Origin of the sequence: Pseudobutyrivibrio sp. LB2011 (assembly GCF_000701765.1) — a bacterium.
GTDB classification, from domain to species: Bacteria; Bacillota; Clostridia; order Lachnospirales; family Lachnospiraceae; genus Pseudobutyrivibrio; species Pseudobutyrivibrio ruminis.
In genome coordinates, this window is sequence record NZ_KL370823.1 from 266,948 (window position 1) to 290,531 (window position 23,584).

Below are 23,584 nucleotides of genomic sequence, written 5' to 3' on the forward strand. Positions count from 1 at the left end.
TATGATTTTTGAGACACATGCTCATTATGATGATGAGAAGTTCGACGAGGATAGAGTCGAACTTCTTTCTCATTTATTGAGAGAAAACAATATCGGTAATATTGTAAATGTAGGTGCAACCTTTAGAGGATGTAAGGACAGTATAAAACTGGCTGAGGAATACGATAATGTATACGCAGCCATAGGAATACATCCAGAGGAAATAGATGAAATAAACGAAGATGTCATCAATTGGCTCAAGGAAAATTCATCAAATCCAAAGGTTGTTGCAATAGGTGAAATCGGCCTTGATTATTACTGGGTGAAGGAGCCGGAACAAAGAGCAAAACAGCGTCTTTGGTTCGACAGACAGATGGATTTGGCTTTAGAGTTGAATTTACCGGTAATTATTCACTCTAGAGATGCGGCAGAAGACACTTTAAACACAATTATTAGGTATAATACACAAGGATTAAAAGGTATTGTCCATTGTTATTCATATTCCAAGGAAATAGCCATGGAATATGTGAAAATGGGATGGTATATTGGTGTTGGAGGAGTAGTCACTTTCAAGAACGGCAGAAAGCTAGTTGAGACAGTAGAGGCTGTTCCAATCGAAAACATTGTTCTTGAGACAGATTGCCCATATATGGCGCCTGTCCCACATAGAGGCGAGCGTAACAGCTCAATCTATCTAAGTCATGTGGCTGAAAAGGTTGCAGAGCTAAAGGGCCTTTCTGTAAAAGAAGTGGAAGATATTACCTATGAAAACGCCTTAAGGGTGTATACTAAAAGCAAAAGGAAATAAATATGGCATATTTAAGTAATCCAACATATACGAGAGCTGTTTTGGAAGCTCATGGATTCTCATTTCAAAAGAAATATGGACAGAACTTTCTTATTGATGGCAATGTCCTTGATAATATCATTGATGCAGCAGGCATTACAAAGGACGATTTTGTTCTAGAAATCGGCCCTGGTATAGGAACAATGACACAACGTCTTTGCGAGGAAGCAAGGGAAGTTGTGGCAGTGGAAATCGATAAAACACTTATCCCAATTTTGGATGATACACTATCTACATACAAGAATTGGACAGTTATCAATCAGGATATTTTAAAGGTTGATATTAACAAATTGGCCCTTGAGAAAAACGGTGGAAAGCCGATAAAAGTAGTGGCAAATCTGCCATACTACATTACAACTCCAATTATCATGGGGTTATTTGAAAGTCATGTACCACTTGAGTCAATTACAATCATGATTCAAAAAGAAGTGGCCGACCGAATGAAAACTGGACCAGGTTCCAAGGAATACGGAGCTTTGTCTTTAGCGGTTCAGTATTATTCAAATCCAGAGATAATATGTGAGGTTCCGCCAAGTTGCTTTATGCCCCAGCCAAAGGTATCAAGCACAGTAATATCGCTGAGATGTCACAACAATCCGCCAGTTGAATGTGACGAGAAGCTTTTATTCCAGATTATTAGAGCTTCATTTAATCAGCGTAGAAAAACTTTATTGAACGGTCTTAGTAATGGGCTTCATTTTTCAAAGGAGCAAATTGCTGATGCTATAGAGCAGTGTGGTTTTGTACCAACTGTACGAGGAGAGGCGTTATCACTTGAAGATTTTGCCAAATTAACAAATGTATTAAAGCAGGCTTAGGAGATTAACAGACTAGTAGGGAGAGCTTAATTAATGGATGTCCGTAGCTACAGCAGAGAAGTTCAGCTTCTCATAGGTGAAATACAAAAAAATAGGGGCAAGGACTCAGGTACAGTTTTATCAGCTTGCGATAAGCTTTTAGCTTACGGTAAGGGCATGAAGGACGATGCCCTTATTGGGTATGCTTATTTTTCAAAGGGCGAAACCTATTATCTTTTAAATGACGCATCAAATTTCTATTCTCAAATGCTTTCTTGCATGGGACCTATGGAGCACGTAAAGGAGTGGGGATATGTTGCCATGGCAAACAATATGCTAGGCATTGTTTCTCTAAATCGCGGAAATGCTCCATTTGCCCTGGATTATTTCATTAAAGCAATCAGTATTTGTGAGGATTATTCACTTCCAGATATAGAGTGGATGATCCACATGAATCTTGGTTCATTGTACCTTAACATCGAGGAATACCAGAAATCCATTTCTCATACTGAAATTGCATATAGATATATTCTTGATCACAAGAGCTTGGATGGTTTTACTGAAAGTTATACAGCCATCCTACTTGGCATGGGACGAGCTTACTTAAATCTTGATAGAGAGGACAGATGTCTTGAAATCGAGAAGAAGCTTAGAACAGATTGTCTTCCATATTTGATGGAGATGGACAGAATAGTCATCTATTGCTATTTTGCACGAGTTCATCAGGCAATAGGCGAGGATGAAGCAAGAGACTATTGGATTGAAATGGTTAATAAGCATGCCAGCACAAGCATGCCTATTTTAGATGTGTTTGATGATTTCTATGATTATCTTCACATGCTTCTTAAAATTGAAAAATACGATGATTTCTTTAAAGCTTACACAGTTCTTGATGATTTAACAAAGCACACTTCTATCAAAAACTTAGAAAGAAAGCTTCTTACCCTTAAGATTCGTTACTACAGAAGAGTAGGACAAATCGAAGAATATAAAATCGCTTCAGTTTTGTATTTCGAGCTATCAGAATTTATGGAACGTGAAAATCGCTTGATGGTCAGCAATATGATCGTTATGCGTAATTCGTATATGGAGCTTACACAAATCAATAAAAAAGTCGAAGAGAAGAATACATTCTTGCAGAAACGTTCAGAGACAGACCCATTAACAGGAATGTATAATAGACTGAAGCTTAATGAGTATAGTGAGGAAGCCTTTGAAAAGGCCCTTATTAATAGATCTAGTATAGCAGTTGAAATCCTTGATATAGATTTCTTTAAGCAGTACAACGATAACTATGGTCACCAGGAAGGTGATAATTGTATCAAGTTCATTGCCAGCACTTTAATAGAGATGGCAAAAGAGGATGGCATTTTCACAGCAAGATATGGTGGAGATGAGTTCGTAGTTATCTATGAAGGTCTTACCAAAGAAATGGTGGAGGCCAAAGCAAATGAATTAAGAGATCGAATATACCAGCAAAAGTGGGAGCATAAGTTTTCTCTTACAGACAACATTGTAACCATTTCTCAGGGTATCTGTTATGGAATACCAGAAAGAGATGCTAGCATGTTTGGTTATCTTCAGGGAGCAGACAAAATGCTATACGAGGTTAAGCAGCAAAGCAGAAATGCAATTAAAATCTGCGATGCGACAGACTTAGTAGAACTAGAGGATGAATAAAAATGAAAACCATTAAAAAGATTTTTTTTGATGATGTTATCAGTCTAGTGAAGAATTTTTTCGCTCTTGTTATTGTGGTAGGAATTTGTTTCTTGCCAGCCCTGTATGCATGGTTCAACATCTATTCTAACTGGGACCCATATGGCAACACAGGAGCGCTAAAGTTCGCAGCTATATCTTTGGACAAAGGATACACAGATGAAGAAGGTGAGTATCACAATCAAGGTGATACCATAATTGAAAACCTTCATGAAAATACCTCTGTGGATTGGCAGTTTGTCGATTCAGAGGAGGATGCTGTAAATGGAGTTTATAGCGGGGAGTATTATGCAGCAATTGTTGTAGATGAAGATTTCACATATAACATGTACAACGTTCTTACAGACGACGTCAAAAGACCGGTTCTACATTTCTATGAGAATCAAAAGAAGAATCCCGTAGCGACTAAAATTTCAGATACAGTAGCCCAGTCCTTGCAGAATAACATTAATGTGGCCTTCACAGAAGTGGTTGTTAGCAAGGTGTTTTCTAGTGCCTCAGATGTGTCAGAAGATTTGCAGGAAAAGGGCGGAGTAGATGAGATTGTAAACAAGCTTGAAAGCCTTAGCGCAGACTTAACCACATATCAAAATGCTATGACTACAATCATAGAAAATGATGCACAGCTTAAGGCGTCCTTAGAGGCTGCAGAGCAGGATGCAACAAACGTAAAGAATCAGGCAGAGCAGAGTGCTAAGTCTCTTGAGACAGCTGGGAATATTACAGACAAGAGTGATACAACTATTAATTCTTACTCACAAACTGTTGAAAGAGCTATGACTCTCATAGAAGTAAAAGCAGCTTCTATGAATCAAAACCTTGATACAGCAAAGATAAGCGATGATGCAACAGAAGTGGCAAGAAGCCTAAAAGGGGCTATGCTTGATACTTTAGAGATGGCTGACGTAGCTATATATCTGCCAACTAGACTTGATGAAACAGAATTAAGTGCGGTAAAAACAGAATTCAATACTGTTGTTAATGAAATATTAGCCACCTATAAAGAATTGACAAATGGTATTCCTGAGCAGATGATACCAGCGAATTTGAAAGAGATGGTAGCAAAGATAAAGTCAGTCCAGACTGCTATAAATTCGATTAATCCATCTTCAACAGAATATCAAAATCAGGTAGCAGCAGCTGACAAAGCTATCAAAGAAGCAACAGATGCATTAAATAATGTTAATGAAGAAGAATTAGTATCAGTTGGTACAGAGAATCTTAAGTCAGCAGCTACTGACGCACGAACAAAGGGTGAAGAGTTAAATAAAACAATATCTGGCCCACTTAGAGAAAAGGTCGATGCAGGCTTATCTTCACTTGAGGGAATGCTTAACAATTCAAGCGCGATTCTTAATACTGTTGGCGAAACATTTGGCAATTTAGTTGTAATGTTCGATGCAATTGGAAACACAGTAGATTGTGCAGATACAAGCCTGCAAAAAACAAGTGAGGCTATCGTATACGTAAATGGAAGATTGATTGATGCAATAGCCGAAATCGAAGAAGCCGGCTCAGCTGATAAGATTCAAGTATTAGTAAATGCCTTATCTGGTGACCCGGAAGTATATGGAAAGTTCTTCTCAACACCAGTGGAAATGAAAACAGAAGCTGTATACCCTATCGAGAATTATGGTTCAGCAGTAGCACCATTCTATTCAACATTGGCATTCTGGGTAGGAGCATTGATTTTAACGGCAATTATTAAAATCAAGCCAGATAAAAACAAATATCCAAATGCGTCTGAGAGACAATTATATTTCGGTAGATATGTCTTATATTGGGTGCTTGGACAGATTCAGGCGGTGATTATTGTATTAGGAGACATATTCCTATTGCATGTGCAGTGCTTGCATCCTTGGTTATTCTTATTGGCTGGATCAGTAATTGCTACTACATTTACAATCCTAATCTATTCCCTTGTAACAACTTGGGGTGACGCTGGTAAGGCACTTGCAGTCGTGCTTGTAGTTATCCAGATTGCAGGTAGTTCAGGAACATATCCTATTGAGCTTTTGCCAGAGTTCTTTAGAAAGGTATACATATTCTTCCCATTCCCATACGCAATCAACTCTATTCGAGAGTGCTTATGTGGAACTTACGAATGCGATTATCTAAAGTACTTAGGTACACTCGTTATATTTATGGCTATATCACTTGTGATAGGTCTTTTGGTAAGAATTCCATTTGAAAAGCTTAATCATTACATGGAAGAGCGAATGGAAGATACCGAAATGATGTAGGAGGCAGTTTTGGGAAAAGAAAAAGAAATCGTTTATGAGAAGTTCATGGATTTGCAGCAGCAGGTTCATCAGCGTAATCAGAAAAAGATAAAGGTAGGGTTAAAAGTTAATATTTTATTGCCACTTGTCTTTTTGGTAATAAGCTTTATCACTGACCGTTCTAAGCTTGTGTTCTTAGTACTTTGGATTGTTTCATTGTTTGGCATTGCATTTTATCTTTTATATGTGGAATACATGGATTTTGAGCTTCAGGAGCAATTAAAGGAGCTTGGAATTATGGAAAAAGAGGCAGAGGCACAAGCCCTTATTGGTGAAGAAGTTATCCAGAGTATTGATGAAATAAACAACGCTAAAAACGAAATGGTAAAGGATATTAAGGATTTAAGAAAAGAGATTAAAACTGATATTCAATCAATGGGAGACAAGCTGAAAAGATGAAAAACGTTATTAAGATTATCGTTTCAGACATAAAAAGATTATCAACAAATGTAGTTGCTATGGTTGTTATCATAGGACTTACAGTAATTCCATGCCTATATGCCTGGTTTAATATCCTATCTAACTGGGATCCATACGGTGAAAGTGCCACATCAAACTTGCAGGTAGCCGTTGCATCATCTGATGAAGGCATAATGATTGGCAGTGTGGAATTAAATGTCGGGGACATTATAATTAGCAATTTAAAAGAAAATACCACTATAGGCTGGGTATTTACAGACACTGCGCAGGATGCTGTAAATGGCGTTTATTCAGGTGATTACTATGCCGCTCTTGTTATTGACGAAGAGTTTAGTTCCAACATGATAAGCTTCCTTAGCGGAGATATCGAGAATCCAGTAATTACTTACTACGAAAATGAAAAGAAAAATGCCATTGCACCAAAGATTACAGCAAAGGTAAAGACCACAATCGAGCGTGAGGTGGACCATGCCTTTGTTAGTACAGTGGCAGAATCTCTTCTTAAGGGCGGTGAATATTTCGCAACATTGGATGAAGAAGGCAATATCACTGGCGCAGGTATCAATAAGCTAGAACAGCTTGATTCAGACTTAAATGGAATGATTACAATTTTGGATTCATATATTGCACTTATGGATTCAACAGAAAGCATATCAGAGGCTGGAGAAGCAATCACAGAAAGTGCAAATAGCATTACAGAGCTGGCAGGTTCAATGGCTGAGGACTCACAAAACAAAGCAGCTGGTGTAAAAGATGATGTTGAGCAAAGTAAGAAAAATGCTGATCGAAAAATAGAAAACCTGAATGAAAAATTAAGCGCTGTAGATTCGGATGCAAATACATTAAATGAAAAAGTGGCGGGGTTGAGCCTGGACGTTGATATTGACTATACACAGCTACAATCAAGTGTTAGCACAATCCAGGAAATGTGGGGAACCGACCAACAAGGTTTATACCAGTTATTATTAAATGTAAATGCTCCTAATACAGAAGAGGGAGCAAAAGCAAAAGAAGCAATCACGGAGTATGCCAATGTATTAGACGGTTTGATTGCAGGATTAGATGAAGATGTGGCAAATATACAATCAGCCACTACAAAGGGCGAAGAGGATTTTAATGCAGCTAAAGACACATTAGTAAATAATGTGGCAGCAGTCCTTGCATGTACAAAAAACATTCGTGATTACTATGGTGCAATTTCTTTAGTGGGACAGGAAGCAATCGATGCAGGATCAAAGGCAGTTGAAGAAGTAGAAAAGCTTATCAATTACAATGCAACAAGCATCGATTTGGTAGCTGATAACTTAGATAATTACGCTGTAATTATGGAGCAGTCTAAGGATTCTCTAGTAAAATCAAGAGATGAAGCTGTGGAAATGGAAAGCCAATTAGCGGCATTGATAGCTGAGATAAAAGCCATTGGTCAAAACGAAGCATATCAAAAGATAATGGAATTGCTTCAGTCAGATCCAGATTTGCTGTCTGATTTTATTAGTAGCCCGGTAGATATTTCTGATGAGTATATTTATCCAGTGGAAAATAATGGTTCAATGACAGCGCCATTTTACATCGTCCTTTCTATTTGGGTTGGTGCACTTATCATGTCCACCATTCTAAAGACAACTGTTAAGGACACAACAGGTATGGACAACCTAAAGAACTGGCAGTGCTTCTTAGGAAGATATTTCACCACCTTTGTGATAGGCCAGATTCAGACAATCATCACAGTGCTAGGAGCATTCTTGTTTGTAGGAATTCAATGTGAGCATCCATTCTACTTCTGGTTGGCTTGTGCATGGACATCATTGATTTATTCATTGTTGTTATATTCATTTACATATTCATTTGGAAATGTAGGTGAAGCGTTATCAGTAGTATTAATGGTTATACAGGTTGCAGGTGCAGGCGGTACATTCCCAATCGAAGTACTACCAAAGGTATTCCAGCTGCTCTACAAGTTTATGCCATTTAACTATTCAATGAATGCACTTAGAGAGTGCATTGCAGGATTCTATGAAAATACATATAGAAACTGCATGTTAACACTTATCATCTATGGCGTTATTGCGGTATTTATTGGAGTAACATTGTATCATCCATTTAAAATATTAAATGAAAAAATTGAGAGTAGTAAAGAAAAATCAGGTATATTGATCTAAGATGAGGGCAGGATAATCCTGCCCTTTTTTGCATCATATAGGAGGTTTGTATGAGAAATATTAGTTGGGTTAAAGATTCGGTTTTTTATCATATTTATCCACTGGGAGCGTTTGGCTGTCCTAGAGAGAATAAAGGCGAAGAAACCGCAGGCCATCGTATATTGCAGCTAATTGACTGGATACCTCATCTAAAAGAAATCGGTGTTAATGCGTTATATCTGGGGCCTATTATGGAATCAGGTACCCATGGGTACGATACCTGGGATTACTATAAAATCGATAGTAGATTAGGTACAAATGATGATTTTAAAAAGGTCGTAAAAGCTTGTCATGACAATGATATAAAGGTTGTCCTGGATGGCGTCTTCAATCACGTGGGTAGGGGCCACATTGCGTTCAAGGATGTATTAGAAAAGCGGGAAAACTCTACCTACAAAGATTGGATTGCAGGATTGAATCTGTCGGGAAATAACTGGCATGGAGACGGTTTGTCATATGAATGTTGGTCCGGTGCAGAAGAGTTGGTAAAGTTGAATCATTGGTGCAACGATGTGGATAACCACATTTTAAATGCTGTAGGCATGTGGATAGATGATTTTAAGATAGATGGCTTGCGTCTGGATGCAGCAGACTGTATAGAGAGAGGCTTTTTTAATAGGTTAAAGAACTTCACTGAAGAGAAGGCATCGAATTTCTGGCTAATGGGCGAGATAATCCATGGAGATTACAATATTTATGTAAACGAAAACATGCTAGATGCAGTTACAAATTATGAATGCTGGAAGGGAATATATTCGAGCCACAATGATCATAATTATTTTGAGATAAACTATGCAATGAAGCGTCAGTGGGGCCAAGGTGGACTCTATGTAGGTAAGTACCTATATAACTTTGTGGATAATCACGATGTAAATAGAATATATAATCTGCTGACAGATAAGGCCAATATCTATCCTGTTTACACTCTCCTATTTACTATGCCTGGAATACCATCCATTTATTACGGTAGTGAGTGGGCAATTGAAGGGGATAAAAAATCGGGAGATGGGGACTACGCTCTTCGCCCAGAAATAGATCCAAATAAAATGAGTAATCCAGATTTAATTGATCATATAAAGACCTTAGCGGAGATTAGAAAGAATTCAAATCCTCTGAAACAAGGGGTATACGAGGAAGTGCAGGTTAAGAATGAAACTTTAGTTTTTGCCAGGGTGTGGAATGATGAATATGTGATTGTGGCATTAAATAACACAGTCGAAGAAAAACAAATGGTCTTTGACTATCGAGGTCAGCACTATGACTTTGTGCTGGAGCCTCATGGTAGCAAGATTTTAAAATAGTTAGTTGTTTGCAAGATATGCATACAGACAGTGGTCAAGGCGTTGTCCGTTGATAATGATTTTATCGCGGAGGACGCCTTCAAATTGGAAGCCTAACTTTTTAACCATGTGTATAGATGGGTCGTTATCAGGCAAGATTAAGGCTTCAAAGCGATGAATACCAAGGTCACGTGCAATAATAGGGATGGTATATGCGATAGCTTCGCTGCAATAACCTCTATTCATGTAATCTCTATCCATTTTATAGCCGATGGTACAGCTTTGGTAAATAGGTCTTACAATATTTCTATAGCTTACTGTTCCAATGATTTTGTTAGGATTATCTTTCTCAAAAATCCAGTAACGGACCATAATCAACTTAAGAATATTGTTGTGCTCAAATTCTAAAATTTTCTTTTGATGATTGAGAGTGTAGAAATCATCTCCGATAATAGGCTCATATTTCTCAAAAATATCTCTGTTTCTAGAATAAAAATCCAGTACAAGATGTGCCGATTCTTTTCCCAGTACTTTTAATGTAAGACGTTCAGTGTTAATTTCGAATTGCATATAATCCTCCCCTGAATAATAGATTAATCTATTCCTCTTAAACTAGTGTTAGGAATATAAGGCTTCAAAATATCAACAAATGATTCTAAAGTTTCCAGTGAATGAGGCGAAAAGATAGGATTGATAACCTGCTCAGACTCCTTATAGCTTTGTAAATAATAAGCCTTGGCGCCCTTTAGCCACCTGCCGATGGATTCCATATCATTACTATCATGGCATTCTTTCATGATAGTTGTTCGGAATTCGTAGTCTATCTTCCCTTCCATCAAAATATCAATTGATTCTTGAATAGGCCCGATATCAAAGGTCTTCATGCATGCAATAGTGTTGTATTTATCCTTTGAATGTTTAATATCCATAGCAACATAATCAATAAGGTTATTATCAATTAGAGACTTAAGCATCGAAGGATTTGTTCCGTTGGAATCAAGCTTAACTAGTAATCCTAAATCTTTAATCTGACTGATAAAATCAGGCAAATCCCTATGTAAAGTAGGTTCGCCGCCAGTGATGCATACCCCGTCTAGAATTTTCTTTTTCTTATTAAGATGTTCAAAGATTTCATCCATTGAATAGGCAAAAACATCTGCAGGAGGCATAACCAAATCCCTGTTGTGACAGTATGGACATCTAAAGTTACAACCACCAGTAAAAAGAGTGGTAGCCACCTTCCCAGGATAGTCCAACAATGTAGTTTTTTGCATTCCTAATATAAGCATAGTAATAATTCCTATTTAAAAGCTAAAACAGGCAATTTTTCTCAAGAAAATGATTGCTTGCAAAGTCTTTTCTGTTAAAATTTATTCTGTAGATATTATAAAAAGTATAGCAAACTAGGAGGGGAAAATCCATGATGTCGAAAGAAGAGCGCCAAGAGAAGCGCATCGCAAAACAGGCAGAAAAAGAGGAGAAAAAGACTCTCAAAGTATATGAAAAATATATGGAACAAGCCATCAAAGAAGCAAAGAAGGCATATGACATCAATGAGGTTCCTATTGGATGCGTTATTGTTCAGGATGACAAAATCATTGCCAGAGGGTACAATCGCAGAAATACAGATAAGAGCGTGCTGGCTCATGCGGAAATAGCAGCCATTCAGGAAGCTTGCAGAAAAACAGGTGACTGGAGATTAGAGGATTGCACATTGTATGTTACGTTGGAGCCATGCCAGATGTGTGCAGGAGCCATAGTACAAGCCCGTATTCCAAAGGTTGTAGTGGGCGCTATGAATCCTAAAGCAGGCTGTGCAGGCTCAGTAATAAACATTTTACAAATAGATAAATTTAATCATCAGTGTGAGCTTGAGACCGGAATTTTAGGTGAAAGATGCACAGAAATGATGACAAAGTTTTTCGAAGAGTTAAGAGAACAGAAAAATCAGTTAATGTAACAGGTTGTTTTATTGACAAATAGGGCCTTTTTTCATACAATAAGGTCTCCGAGTAATGACATAAGGTATCATTTGGCGGTCGTCCTGAGAGGATGTTGATCTTTGGGTCCCTCGTAATGGGCACCTGCGAATCGTGTCAGGGCAGGAATGCAGCAGCACTAAGTAGGACCGTTCATCTGACGAGGGGTCGCCTGGAGGGAGTTCTCCTAGGGCGGCTACCAAATGATACCGATGTAGTTAACTCGGTATTTTTATATCAAGGTGGATTAATTATGGGTGCACAGGATAGAACAGAAAAAGTACTTAGAGATATGCATGTATTGTTTTCAAAGGCTCAGCCTTATGAAGGCAGCGCGAGAAACGTCATTGTTGATAAAAATGCAATGATGGATCTTCTTAAGGAGCTTAACGAGTGCATGTACGATATGATGGAAGAGCACGAGCTCACTGTAAAGAGCCGTGACAAGGCAAATCGTGAGATGCAAAAGCAAGGGGACGATATTGTCTTCGAAGCCACTCGCAAAGCAGAGGATATCTATGCCGCATCACTTATGTATACAGATAATGCTATGGATTCTATCCAGTCAATTATCAAAGAATCCCAAGAATCTATTGCAAAGATATATGAAGAAGCAAATAAAAAAATCAAAGAGGAAACAAGACTTGTTAAATCTAATCAGTTAGAGCTTAAGAGTCACCTCAATGATTTAATTGATACACAAAAATACCTTCGTCTTATTGATGAAGAAAATATGCGAATTCGCCGTGAAAAAGAGGAAGGAACTGATGAGGAGTATGATAGCACTCCTAAATATGCAGCTCCTGAAATTAGAATAGATAAAGAATACTTCGCAAAGGCAGGTCTTGAAATCGATGACGATTTAGATGCACCAGCAGATGCAGAGGAAAATGGAATCTCCTCAGAGGACTTAGATGCAGAGTACTTCAAGTGGCAGGAAGAAGAGTCCGAAGGAGAGAAGAAACCTGGTAAGAAAGGTCTCGGAGGCCTTTTTGGATTAAAGCACTAGAAGGAGAATAAAGGATGAAGCTTTACAACAATGGAGTTTACCTTGTAAACGGCAACCAAATTGTAGAGGATAGCCCAGAGGCTCTCAGCGCAATCAAAGCCGCAACAGGTAAGGATGTAACTAAAGACCAGGCACACCAGGAAACAATGGCATATGGAATTTTGTCCAGCCATAACACTTCTGGAAACATGCAGCACCTACAGATTAAGTTTGATAAGTTAATCAGTCACGACATCACATATGTAGGTATTATTCAGACTGCAAGGGCTTCAGGCCTTGAAAAATTCCCAATCCCATACTGCCTTACAAACTGCCACAATTCACTTTGTGCTGTAGGCGGTACTATCAACGAAGATGACCACATGTTTGGTCTTACATGTGCTAAGAAATACGGCGGAATCTATGTTCCACCACATCAGGCTGTTATTCACCAGTTTGCTCGTGAGATGATGGCAGGAGGCGGAAAGATGCTTCTTGGTTCAGATTCACACACAAGATATGGAGCTCTTGGAACTATGGCAATGGGCGAAGGTGGCCCAGAGCTTGTAAAGCAGCTTCTTAATCAGACATATGATATCGCTATGCCAGGCGTTATTGGCGTATATATGACAGGAACACCACGAAAGGGCGTAGGTCCACAGGACGTTGCGCTTGCTATCATTGGTGAAGTGTTCGATAAAGGCTACGTTAAGAATAAAGTTATGGAGTTTGTTGGCCCAGGCGTTGCAAATCTTTCTATGGACTTCAGAATTGGCGTAGACGTTATGACTACAGAGACAACTTGCCTCAGCTCAATCTGGACAACAGATAAAGCTACAGAGGAGTTCTATGAAATCCATGGTCGCAAGGAAGAGTTCAAAGAGCTTAATCCAGGCCAGGTAGCATATTACGATGGAATGATCGAAATCAATCTTGATGAAATCAAGCCTATGATTGCTATGCCATTCCATCCAAGCAACACATACACAATCGAAGAACTCAATGCTAACCTTATGGATATCCTTGATGATTGCGAAAAGCGTGCAAAGGTATCTCTTGATGGCCAGGTAGAGTTCTCTCTTAAGGATAAAGTTAGAAACGGCAAATTATACGTAGATCAGGGTATCATTGCAGGATGCGCTGGTGGCGGATTTGAAAATATTTGCGATGCAGCAGATATTCTTCGCGGTACAAGCATCGGCCCAGACGAGTTTACTCTTTCAGTTTACCCAGCATCTACACCTATATACATGGAGCTTGTTAAGAATGGTGCTGTAGCAGATCTTATGAGTACAGGTGCTATCGTTAAGACTGCATTCTGTGGACCATGTTTTGGCGCTGGAGACACACCATCTAACAATGGCTTTTCAATTCGTCATTCTACTAGAAACTTCCCTAACCGTGAGGGATCTAAGCTTCAGAATGGTCAAATTGCATCAGTTGCTCTTATGGATGCTCGTTCAATTGCCGCAACAGCAGCAAATAAGGGATATCTTACAGCAGCAACAGATATTGACGTAGACTTTACAAAGCCAAAATATCATTTCGATGGCAGAATTTATGCAAACCGCGTATTCGATTCAAAGGGCGTAGCAGAGCCAGATACAGAGATTCACTTTGGTCCAAACATCAAGGATTGGCCAAAGATGAGTCCATTACCAGAGAATTTATTCTTACAGGTTGTATCTGAGATTCACGACCCAGTTACAACTACAGATGAATTAATTCCATCAGGAGAGACATCTTCTTACCGCTCTAATCCTCTTGGATTGGCAGAATTTACTCTCTCTAGAAAGGACCCTGAATACGTAGGAAGAGCTAAAAATATCCAAAAAGCTCAGAAGGCTCTTGAAGCTGGAGAGTGTGCAGGTGAAGCTGTACCAGAGTTAAAACAAATCGTACATAAAGTTAAAGAGACATATCCAGATGTAAATCATAGCAACTTTGGAGTAGGTAGCACTATATTCGCTGTTAAACCAGGTGATGGTTCTGCAAGAGAGCAGGCTGCATCTTGTCAGAAGGTTCTTGGTGGATGGGCAAATATTGCAAATGAGTATGCAACAAAGCGTTACCGTTCAAACCTTATCAACTGGGGAATGCTTCCATTCGTTATCAAGGAAGGCCAGTTACCATTTAAGAATTTAGATTATCTCTTTATTCCAGGAATTAAAGATGCAGTCGTTAACAAAGCTGAAACAATTAAGGCGTATGTTGTAAAAGAAGAAGGATTAAAAGAATTTGATCTTACTCTTGGAGAACTTACAGACGACGAAAGAGAAATTATTCTTAAAGGATGCTTGATCAATTACAATAGACAGTAAGAGCAAGCTCTTAGGGAGGGTATTTATGACAGACGAAGAGGCAAAAATTGAACAAAAGGCTCTCAGAAAAAGACTATTTAGCTATGTTATTGCAGCTTTTATTGTAATAATCTTTTACTTTTTACTGAGAAATAGCCGTGGCGTATCTGCAGCTATTAATCATGTAAATACTGTCATTCAGCCGATTCTGATTGGTTTTATAATGGCCTTTTTGATGAATCCTATAATGGGGTTCTTCGAAAAGCGCTTTAGCAGGTTGTTCAGTAGGTTTTGTAAAACAGAGCTGGGGGCAAGGAAAGCGAATAGAACTTTGTCATCAATACTCTCTTTAGTAGTATTGGCTGGAGTAGTAATCTTTATTATAAACGCCATAGTGCCAAACCTAATTAGCACAATCATCTATCTTGCAAAGCATATTGAAGAGCAGATAGCAGGTGTTTTGGACTGGTGCAATGTAATTACAAAAGGCCAGTACGAAGAAACCCTTATGAAAGCCAAGGATAACAACATTGGTGATTTGGTAAACCAAGGGTTGTCCTTTGTAGACCAGTATATTGATTATGATGAGACAGATATGATGTCTCTCATAACAAGCAGTGTCCTTACAGTAGGAAAGTTTATTATCAATATAATCATTGGAATGTTTGTTTCAGTGTATGTATTGATTTCAAAGGAAACATTCAAAGCACAGGCCAAAAAGCTTATATGCGGATTGATGTCTCCTAAATATGCAAATATCACCCTTGAAATAACACGTAAATCAGCAGATATCTTCTACGGATTTATCATTGGTAAAATCATTGATTCTATAATCATTGGCGTGATTTGCTATATTGCATGCTTAATTATGAAGATGCCATATCCGGTATTGGTATCAGTTATTGTTGGTGTTACAAACATTGTTCCAGTATTTGGTCCATACATCGGAGCAGTACCTACTGTCATCATCATCTTCCTTACAGAGCCTATGAAGGGAATTTATTTCCTCATCTTCATCTTGATTCTGCAGCAGGTTGATGGAAACCTTATTGGACCAAAGATTCTTGGTGATTCAACAGGTATATCTTCATTCTGGGTAGTATTTGCTGTAGTTGTAGGCGCAGGCTTCTTTGGATTTGGAGGAATGATTGTAGCCGTACCAATTGTGGCAATTATTTACTACATTATTGGACGAGTAGCAAATTACCTAGTAAAAAGAAGGAATCTGCCGGAGCAAACAATCGAATACGAAAAGATGGAATATATCGATTTAGAAAAAAATATTCTTCTACAGCATGCGGAAAAAGAGGCTAAAGAAGAGAAGAAATCTCATATTTTTGGGAAAAACAAAAAGAAATAATAAATTTTGAAAAACCAGGATTTTTAAGTCCTGGTTTTTTGATTTTAATGACAAGCTATGATAATATTTTAATAACTATAAGTATGTAATTTGGAGAATAATTCTGTGGAAAAAATGGAATATCGTACTCGAATTGAAGAGATGAAAAATCTCATCGAAAAAAACAAATTTACAGATGCAATGTCCGTTGCAGATACTATCAACTGGAGAAAGGTTCACAATATCAATGATTTGATTGCGGGAAGTGAATCCTATGAAGCGGCTGGTAGAATCGAAGAAGCAAGGGATTTATTATTAGTTGCACATGAGCGTTCTCCTATCGGAAGGATGATTCTGTACAAGCTTTGCATGATATCACTGAAGCTCAAAGAGATAGATGTAGCTCAGGAATACTACAATGAATTCGTACAGATAGCTCCACACGATAGTCTTAAATATATCCTCAAATACAATATTAATGTTGCAAAGGGTGCAGATAATGCTACTCTTATCAAAATTCTTGAGCAGCTCAAGGAAAATGATTTTATAGAGGAGTGGGCTTATGAGCTTGCTTATCTTTATCACAAGACAAATCAGGGTGATAAATGTATAGCACTTTGCGATGAAATCATTCTTTGGTTTGGTGATGGTCCAGTAGTTGAAAGAGCATTGGAATTAAAAATGCTTTATCAGCCACTTGATAAGTCCCAAGAGGATAAATATCGTAGCTTGCAGCAGAAGAAAGACGGCATCACAGAAATTACGCCACAGATAGTTGCTGATTCAAGCAGTATTGTTCCAAATATTAAAAATATCCAGCTTCCTGAAGGGCCAGAGCGTTTCGACACAATCAACCTTCAGGCGGAAATCAAAAAGAATATAGACGAAATCATGAAAGCAACCGATGCTGGTGAGGTTTCAGAAAACATCGGTGCCATCAAGAATCTCGTTGAAGAAATACCTTATCTTCAGGTGGCAGAGGAAGAAGTTGTAGAGGAGCCAGAGGACTTCTCAATAAACGACACATTCCAGCAGTACTTGGAAGAAGGCTTTGATGGCCAAATGAGCCTTAAGCTTGCTGATGAAAGCACTCAAACTGAAGAGCAAATCGAAGGACAGATGACCATCGAGGATGTTTTAGCTGAGTGGGAAAAGACAAAGCGTGCAGCAGAGGCGGCCATGGAGGATGCCAAGAGCAAGGAGCTTGAAAGTGCTAGAGCGAAAGCACTTCGCGAGGCAAACAACGTCTTGAACCGATTAGAAGGAGTTATGTCAAAGCTCGATGCTGGTATGTCTTCGCAGGAGCTTCTCAAGGAAGAATACCTAGGCGCCGCAGAGCCTACAGAAGCAAAAGAGGTTCAGCTGGAAGAAGAGGAATCTGTTCCTGACGACACTGAGCAAAATCAGCAGCCAGAATATACAGAAACACACGCGGGATTTACCATCCCAATGCTTTCTACAGATGGATTACAAACAGGCATGATTGATATACCGGTTGTATCCGCTGAGGAAGCGGCACTTGCAGGAGCAGCAGCTGCAGTACCAAGTGCTATTATGCATGCAGCAGGGGAGTTAAAGGAGGCAACACCAAGTTGGCAGCCTCCAACGCTAAATGAAAATGACACTGAGGAGACAGAAGACGTGGATTTCAAAGAAGCATCCCAGATGATTGCTGATGTAAATAGCCTTTTACAAAAAGAAATAGATAGACTTAGTGGAGTGGATACACAAATTCCAGTTCCAGTAGAGACTTACGAGGAAGAGCCTGTAGTAAAGTTCGCAGAGGAACCAGCTATAGTAATGCCTGACATGGAGCCCGTTGCAGAAATAATAGAGGGGCTTGGCGATGAATTTATCCAGGAGCCTGTAGAAAATCCTGAACAGGCAGAGCAGGTGGAGGCTCCAATTGAAGAAGTAGTAGAAGAATCAGAAGAGGAACCAATAGAAGAGTCAATAGAAGAATCAGTAGAGGAACCAAGTATCAATATTGATGACATTGAATTACCTCCTATTATTCTTCCAGAAGATTTATTTGCTGAAGAGCCAGCTGTTACAGAGCCTCAGTTTGAAGAGGTTGACCAGGTACAGCCAGAGCAAATCCAGCCGGAACTTATTCAGCCAGAACCAGTACAGATCGAAAAAGTACAGATTCAGGAGGCTGAAATTCCTGTGGTCGAGGTAAACCCTCCAGTTGCAGCGCCAAATCAGCAATCATCTATTAAGGTTGATGATGAAGATCTTGATATCTTCTCATACTTCCTTCCAATTAATGGAATGAAGGCTAATATTACTCGCGTAATCGAGGGAGCAGCATCATATCTTGATAAGCCAAACGCAAATGGTGGAAGTATTGTTATCGTTGGTGAGCCTGGCTCAGGTAAAACACAGATGGCAACTAGCATTATCAAGGTTTTACAAAAGAAGACTGGATATCCAAAGGGTGGAATTGGAAAGATTTCCGGAGAAAAGCTTAACGAAAAGGATATTCAAAAGCTTTACAGCAAGATTCAGGGTGGTTGCTTAATCATCGAATCAGCTGGTGGCATTTCAAAGGAGACAGCGGTTACATTGTCTCTTCTTATGCAAAACGATACATCAGGAACAATCATCATTATTGAAGATAGTAAAAAGGGTATTGATAAAGCCCTTATCAAAGACAGTTCATTTGCCAAGAGATTTACAGAAAAGATTGTCATTCCTGTATTCTCAATAGATGAATTGGTATCATTTGCAAAGACATATGCTCTCGAAGCAGAATGCACTATAGATGATATGGGAATTCTTGCACTTTACAATAGAATCAATCTTATCGGTCGTTATGATCATGTTACTACAATCAAAGAGGTTGCAGAGATAATGGATGATGCCATTGAAAAGTCTACAAAGGGTGGATTCTTCAACAAGCCTAAATACGATAAGAATGGCAATATCATCTTAAAAGAGAAGGATTTCGACAAATAAATAATTAACAAAGGGGATAGTTTATGAGCAATTTTACAGATTTGGATGCCTATTTATTCGGGCAAGGCACACATTATGACATTTACAAAAAGCTCGGAGCACACAGGGGGAAGCAAGGCAAAGAGTCTGGATACTACTTTGACGTGTGGGCACCACACGCCAGTAGAGTAGCAGTTATAGGAGAGTTTAACGACTGGGATGAAACTCGCAATTATATGCAGCGAGTTGAGCCAGAGAGCCATGGAATATTCGAGACATTTATTCCAAATGTAAAGGAAGGGCAGCTGTATAAATATCTTATTTATACAGAGGATGGAACAAAGCTTTACAAAGCAGATCCATACGCTACATACGCTGAAGTACGTCCTGGCACAGCATCCAGAATCTATGACAATACAAAGTTCAAGTGGACTGATAGCGCTTGGATGAAGCAGCGCAAGGCAGCAAAGAATTTCTGGGAGCAGCCACTTGCAATTTATGAGGTTCATCCAGGTTCATGGAAACGTCATCCAAGGCCAGAAAACGATGGATTTTATAGCTACAAAGAATTTGCTCATAGTCTTACAGAATATGTTCTCGACATGGGATACACTCATGTTGAGTTAATGGGTATTGCAGAATATCCATTTGATGGTTCATGGGGATATCAGGTTACAGGCTACTATGCGCCTACATCACGTTATGGTACACCTGATGATTTCATGTATCTCATCAATTATTTGCACAAAAACGGAATAGGCGTAATTTTGGACTGGGTTCCAGCTCATTTTCCAAAAGATGCCCATGGTCTTGCTGACTTCGATGGAAGACCATTATACGAATATCCAGATCCAAAAAAGGGTGAGCATCCAGACTGGGGTACCAAAATTTTCAATTATGGCAAACCAGAGGTTAAAAACTTCCTGATTGGTAGTGCTTTACAGTGGGTTGAGCATTATCATATCGATGGTCTTAGAGTAGATGCTGTAGCATCAATGTTATACCTTGATTATGGAAAGAAGCCTGGTCAGTGGATTCCTAATGAGCATGGTGGCAACGAGAATCTTGAAGCAATCGAGTTCTTTAAGCATATCAATACTTTGATAAGGGGTCGAAACCCTGGCGCTGTTATGATTGCTGAAGAATCTACAGCTTGGCCAAAGATTACAGGGGATGTTGAAAATGGAGGATTAAATTTCTCCTATAAATGGAATATGGGATGGATGCATGACTTCATCGACTATATGAAGCTTGATCCTTATTTCAGAAAAGACAACCACAATAAAATGACATTTGCTATGAGCTACAATGAAGCCGAGAGATATATTCTTGTGCTTAGTCATGACGAGGTAGTTCATTTGAAGGGCTCTATGCTTGCAAAGATGCCTGGATTAGAGGTTGATAAATATAAAAATCTGATGGCGGGATATGCTTTTATGATGGGCCATCCTGGCAAAAAGCTGTTATTCATGGGTCAAGAATTCGCTCAGGGAACTGAGTGGAGCGAAGCTAGAGAGCTTGATTGGTATGTATTAGACAATCCAAATCATCGACATGTAGCCCGTATGTTCAAAGAGTTGTTACATATTTACAGACAGTATCCAGCAATGTATGAACAGGATGTTTCATGGGCTGGCTTTGAATGGATAAATGCCAACGATAGCTACCGCAGTATCTTTAGCTTTGTTCGCAAGGCAAAGAATGGGAAAAACAATCTGTTGTTTGTAATAAATATGACTCCTATGAAATACGAAGATTATCGAGTAGGTGTTCCAGAAAACAAACGATTTAGATTATTGCTTGATAGTGAAAACAAGGAATTTGGAGGCGAAGGCGGAATAATTCCTGAGACTTGCACACCAATTCATGAGGAATGTGATGGCAGAGAGTACTCAATAGGATTTTCGATGGCGCCATATCAGATAGCAATATTTGTTTATTAAAGAAAATTGGGCTGTTAATACAGCCCTTTTCTTTTTAAAAAATAGTAAGAAGCGAGAAATATGGAAGAATTTAAGATTATAAAGTTACCAGAAAAAAACAATGAAGAAGAAACAGATGAAAAAGAGCCTGTAGTAGCGAGACGGGTAGATGACGACTATAAGCCGCCTAAGAAGCGCTATTTTTATATCGTTTTATTACTTCTATTTATTGTTATATCCATATTTGTTATACGAATAATCACTACATATGATGATTATGAAGTAGAAAAAACATGGGAACGACAGGACTCTAGCGAGAGTAATTATTGTAGCTTTAATAATAATCTAATTAAATATAGTGCTGATGGAATATTCTATACCACATTTGATGGCACCCTAATCTGGAATTACACATATGATATGACAAACCCCAATATTGATTTTTGCGGTGATTATATTGTTGTATACGATAAAAAAGGAACAGAAGTAGATGTATTCTCCTCAAAAGGGTATATCAATACTATTTCGACAACCACGCCTGTTATAGAGGCAAGAGTGGCAGATAAAGGCACAGTAGCAATATTACTTCAAGAGGGAACAACCAGTTATATACAAATGTATGATAGGGATGGTTCCGTTCTTGTATCAGGTGAAATCCATCCTGAGAACAGAGGCTATCCTGTATCTATGGCCCTTTCATCTGATGCCACTAGGCTTTTATTATCTATCATAAATGTAAATAACGGTGAATTAGATACAGAGTTAGTGTTCTATGATTTTACCAGTGCTGGTAAGGAAGAAGAGGACAATATCGTTGCATCTTACAATTACATAGGTGCATTAATTCCAAAAGTAGAATATATGAAAAATGATAAGGCTATTGCCTTTAGTGATTCAAAGATTATTATTTTCAACAATAATCTTCGTGCAACTGTGGCAAAAGAAATTACAGTTGGCCAGCAGATGAAAAGTATATTCTATAATGATAGTCATTTTGGATATATATGCGAAACAGCAACAGACAATGGTGAAATTGTAAACGAGTTGAACGTATATAATTTATACGGTTTTAGACTAATTTCAAAAGAAATAGAAAGTAGCTACGACAACATTACTATTTTAGATAATAATGAAATCTATATCAGTAATGAAAACGAAGTAAGTATATATAACCTACAGGGCTTTAAAAAGTTTAATTATACATTTGATGATAAAATCTATGGAGTAATTCCTGGAACTACATCTAAGAGATACTATTTAATAGAAGATAGTAAGACAGAAGAAATATATATCAAGTAGGAATCTAAATGGAAATAAACTATTTATTAATTATCACAGCGTTAATATTATTGTTCTGCATTATACGAGGAGCAAGAAGAGGCATGCTGAGAATCGTATTTGGAATCATAGCATGGGTGTTCTTAATATGCTTTGTTAACTACGGCAGCAATTTTATTGATAATTATATATCTACATCTACTCAGGTACCGTATACAATCCAAGAAGGTATTGTAACTCATCTAACAGAGCGATATACGGCCTCAGAAGAGCAGGAAGTGGGCACAGGCGAAGATGCGGTCATGTCAATGGTCCCATCCTCAATAAAAGAAGAAATAACAGAAAGTGTCCAAAGCTCAATAGACGCTACAATCAGGTTCATAGCCGAAGAACTTACAGATGCGGCTATAAATGGTATAGCCACGATAATAGCAGTACTTATAGGCATACTTGTGATATTTATAATAGACAAGATCATAAAGGGGATAGGTTTAGTTCCAGGAATAAGGGATGTAAATCGTCTTCTTGGAGTAATAGCGGGATTGATTGAGGGAATGTTAGCAATATGGTTGTTGATGTATATTGCAAGCTGTTTTCCAGCATCTGCAGTAGGGCATTTTGTAATAGAAAACGCCGAAAAAGACCAGCTATTGTATTTCGTCTATGAGAACAACTTAATTGCTAGAATTATCGGAAAATAAAGACAATAATTTTTTTGCAAAAACGTGTTGACTTTAGTGAAATCCTTTGCTATTATACTATTCGTTCCGCTGAGAGCGGCACACTTAGAAAACACTGAGTTTTCTAAATAAATGATTTAAAAAAATAAATCAAAAAAGTTGTTGACAAAAACACAGCATCGTGATAATATAAACGAGTTGCTGCTGAGGGCAACAACAAAGCGAAGATTGATAACTGAACAGTGAAACAAACCTTGAATTAATACAAGTTTTTAAAACATGTATCCTTGAAATTCATTTAGTTTCTAAGACGAAACAAAAACCTTTATTAGTAAACAAGTCAGTTTTATACTGATTCGGAATTAAACTTTTTAACATGAGAGTTTGATCCTGGCTCAGGATGAACGCTGGCGGCGTGCTTAACACATGCAAGTCGAACGAAGCAACTTATCACGATCCCTTCGGGGTGACGATTTGTTGACTGAGTGGCGGACGGGTGAGTAACGCGTGGGTAACCTACCTTGTACAGGGGGACAACAGTTGGAAACGACTGCTAATACCGCATAAGCGCACAGCTTCGCATGAAGCAGTGTGAAAAGTTTTTCGGTACAAGATGGACCCGCGTCTGATTAGCTA

General features: G+C 38.5%; 17 protein-coding genes, 1 rRNA gene and 1 other RNA gene. 17 read left to right on the top strand and 2 right to left on the bottom strand.

What is annotated here, in order from left to right; translation table 11 throughout:
• The first annotated feature begins 1 nt into the window (after position 1).
• Genes T375_RS12900 through T375_RS12930 form a run of 7 tightly spaced genes read left to right on the top strand, consistent with a single transcriptional unit; the run spans position 2 to position 9,543 of the window.
• Positions 2–787, top strand: a complete 786-nt coding sequence (locus T375_RS12900) for a TatD family hydrolase (protein ID WP_044939316.1) — start codon at positions 2–4, stop codon at positions 785–787.
• A 2-nt stretch (positions 788–789) separates the two neighbouring features.
• A complete protein-coding gene (gene rsmA / locus T375_RS12905) occupies positions 790–1,644 on the top strand; it encodes a 16S rRNA (adenine(1518)-N(6)/adenine(1519)-N(6))-dimethyltransferase RsmA (RefSeq protein ID WP_044939319.1) in 855 nt (284 codons plus the stop codon).
• A 33-nt stretch (positions 1,645–1,677) separates the two neighbouring features.
• Positions 1,678–3,303: a tetratricopeptide repeat-containing diguanylate cyclase gene (locus T375_RS13380; protein ID WP_049960443.1), complete on the top strand. Its 1,626-nt coding sequence runs from the start codon at positions 1,678–1,680 to the stop codon at positions 3,301–3,303.
• A 2-nt stretch (positions 3,304–3,305) separates the two neighbouring features.
• On the top strand, positions 3,306–5,585 hold the full coding sequence (locus T375_RS12915; protein WP_044939322.1) for a YhgE/Pip domain-containing protein: 2,280 nt from the start codon (positions 3,306–3,308) through the stop codon (positions 5,583–5,585).
• A gap of 9 nt (positions 5,586–5,594) precedes the next feature.
• The gene (locus T375_RS12920; RefSeq protein ID WP_049960444.1) at positions 5,595–6,023 is read left to right on the top strand and encodes a hypothetical protein; all 429 of its coding nucleotides are present in this window, start codon (positions 5,595–5,597) and stop codon (positions 6,021–6,023) included.
• Positions 6,020–8,203 carry a YhgE/Pip domain-containing protein gene (locus T375_RS12925; protein ID WP_044939324.1) on the top strand — a complete coding sequence of 728 codons (2,184 nt, stop codon included), beginning with the start codon at positions 6,020–6,022 and terminating at the stop codon, positions 8,201–8,203. The genes T375_RS12920 and T375_RS12925 overlap by 4 nt, the downstream gene beginning before the upstream one ends.
• Before the next feature lie 50 nt (positions 8,204–8,253).
• A complete protein-coding gene (locus tag T375_RS12930; protein ID WP_044939327.1) occupies positions 8,254–9,543 on the top strand; it encodes an alpha-amylase family glycosyl hydrolase in 1,290 nt (429 codons plus the stop codon).
• Here T375_RS12930 and T375_RS12935 read toward each other — a convergent pair whose 3' ends face one another.
• Both T375_RS12935 and T375_RS12940 read right to left on the bottom strand, forming a co-directional pair.
• On the bottom strand, positions 9,544–10,092 hold the full coding sequence (locus T375_RS12935; protein ID WP_044939330.1) for a GNAT family N-acetyltransferase: 549 nt from the start codon (positions 10,090–10,092) through the stop codon (positions 9,544–9,546). It abuts the gene before it with no gap.
• A gap of 23 nt (positions 10,093–10,115) precedes the next feature.
• Positions 10,116–10,811 (bottom strand): anaerobic ribonucleoside-triphosphate reductase activating protein, encoded by a 696-nt coding sequence (locus T375_RS12940; RefSeq protein WP_044939333.1) that lies wholly within the window; start codon positions 10,809–10,811, stop codon positions 10,116–10,118.
• Positions 10,812–11,032: 221 nt separating this feature from the next.
• On the opposite strand from T375_RS12940, the gene tadA reads away from it, so the two are divergent.
• From tadA to T375_RS12985, 10 genes are all read left to right on the top strand, one after another.
• Positions 11,033–11,482 (top strand): tRNA adenosine(34) deaminase TadA, encoded by a 450-nt coding sequence (gene tadA / locus T375_RS12945; RefSeq protein ID WP_033154669.1) that lies wholly within the window; start codon positions 11,033–11,035, stop codon positions 11,480–11,482.
• Positions 11,483–11,497: 15 nt separating this feature from the next.
• Positions 11,498–11,735, top strand: an RNA gene (ffs, locus tag T375_RS13485) — signal recognition particle sRNA large type.
• Between the two features lie 19 nt (positions 11,736–11,754).
• Complete coding sequence (locus T375_RS12950) at positions 11,755–12,510, top strand: hypothetical protein (RefSeq protein ID WP_044939336.1); 756 nt, start codon at positions 11,755–11,757, stop codon at positions 12,508–12,510.
• A gap of 14 nt (positions 12,511–12,524) precedes the next feature.
• Positions 12,525–14,810: a hydratase gene (locus T375_RS12955; RefSeq protein WP_044939339.1), complete on the top strand. Its 2,286-nt coding sequence runs from the start codon at positions 12,525–12,527 to the stop codon at positions 14,808–14,810.
• A gap of 25 nt (positions 14,811–14,835) precedes the next feature.
• The gene (locus tag T375_RS12960; protein ID WP_049960445.1) at positions 14,836–16,149 is read left to right on the top strand and encodes an AI-2E family transporter; all 1,314 of its coding nucleotides are present in this window, start codon (positions 14,836–14,838) and stop codon (positions 16,147–16,149) included.
• A gap of 105 nt (positions 16,150–16,254) precedes the next feature.
• Complete coding sequence (locus T375_RS12965; RefSeq protein WP_044939346.1) at positions 16,255–19,089, top strand: tetratricopeptide repeat protein; 2,835 nt, start codon at positions 16,255–16,257, stop codon at positions 19,087–19,089.
• Positions 19,090–19,112: 23 nt separating this feature from the next.
• Positions 19,113–21,011: a 1,4-alpha-glucan branching protein GlgB gene (gene glgB / locus T375_RS12970; protein ID WP_044939349.1), complete on the top strand. Its 1,899-nt coding sequence runs from the start codon at positions 19,113–19,115 to the stop codon at positions 21,009–21,011.
• Between the two features lie 60 nt (positions 21,012–21,071).
• The gene (locus T375_RS12975) at positions 21,072–22,289 is read left to right on the top strand and encodes a DUF5711 family protein (protein ID WP_044939353.1); all 1,218 of its coding nucleotides are present in this window, start codon (positions 21,072–21,074) and stop codon (positions 22,287–22,289) included.
• 8 nt (positions 22,290–22,297) lie between these two features.
• Positions 22,298–22,969 (top strand): CvpA family protein, encoded by a 672-nt coding sequence (locus T375_RS12980; protein WP_081822060.1) that lies wholly within the window; start codon positions 22,298–22,300, stop codon positions 22,967–22,969.
• 351 nt (positions 22,970–23,320) lie between these two features.
• Positions 23,321–23,584: ribosomal RNA gene (locus T375_RS12985) — 16S ribosomal RNA — on the top strand; the annotation flags it as partial.

What these genes read in the sequence shown, in the direction of transcription:
- T375_RS12900 (WP_044939316.1), top strand. Translation starts at nt 2, where the DNA reads ATGATTTTTGAGACACATGCTCATTATGATGATGAGAAGTTCGACGAG.
- rsmA (WP_044939319.1), top strand. Translation starts at nt 790, where the DNA reads ATGGCATATTTAAGTAATCCAACATATACGAGAGCTGTTTTGGAAGCT.
- T375_RS13380 (WP_049960443.1), top strand. Translation starts at nt 1,678, where the DNA reads ATGGATGTCCGTAGCTACAGCAGAGAAGTTCAGCTTCTCATAGGTGAA.
- T375_RS12915 (WP_044939322.1), top strand. Translation starts at nt 3,306, where the DNA reads ATGAAAACCATTAAAAAGATTTTTTTTGATGATGTTATCAGTCTAGTG.
- T375_RS12925 (WP_044939324.1), top strand. Translation starts at nt 6,020, where the DNA reads ATGAAAAACGTTATTAAGATTATCGTTTCAGACATAAAAAGATTATCA.
- T375_RS12930 (WP_044939327.1), top strand. Translation starts at nt 8,254, where the DNA reads ATGAGAAATATTAGTTGGGTTAAAGATTCGGTTTTTTATCATATTTAT.
- T375_RS12935 (WP_044939330.1), bottom strand. Translation starts at nt 10,092, where the DNA reads ATGCAATTCGAAATTAACACTGAACGTCTTACATTAAAAGTACTGGGA.
- T375_RS12940 (WP_044939333.1), bottom strand. Translation starts at nt 10,811, where the DNA reads ATGCTTATATTAGGAATGCAAAAAACTACATTGTTGGACTATCCTGGG.
- tadA (WP_033154669.1), top strand. Translation starts at nt 11,033, where the DNA reads ATGGAACAAGCCATCAAAGAAGCAAAGAAGGCATATGACATCAATGAG.
- T375_RS12950 (WP_044939336.1), top strand. Translation starts at nt 11,755, where the DNA reads ATGGGTGCACAGGATAGAACAGAAAAAGTACTTAGAGATATGCATGTA.
- T375_RS12955 (WP_044939339.1), top strand. Translation starts at nt 12,525, where the DNA reads ATGAAGCTTTACAACAATGGAGTTTACCTTGTAAACGGCAACCAAATT.
- T375_RS12960 (WP_049960445.1), top strand. Translation starts at nt 14,836, where the DNA reads ATGACAGACGAAGAGGCAAAAATTGAACAAAAGGCTCTCAGAAAAAGA.
- glgB (WP_044939349.1), top strand. Translation starts at nt 19,113, where the DNA reads ATGAGCAATTTTACAGATTTGGATGCCTATTTATTCGGGCAAGGCACA.
- T375_RS12975 (WP_044939353.1), top strand. Translation starts at nt 21,072, where the DNA reads ATGGAAGAATTTAAGATTATAAAGTTACCAGAAAAAAACAATGAAGAA.
- T375_RS12980 (WP_081822060.1), top strand. Translation starts at nt 22,298, where the DNA reads ATGGAAATAAACTATTTATTAATTATCACAGCGTTAATATTATTGTTC.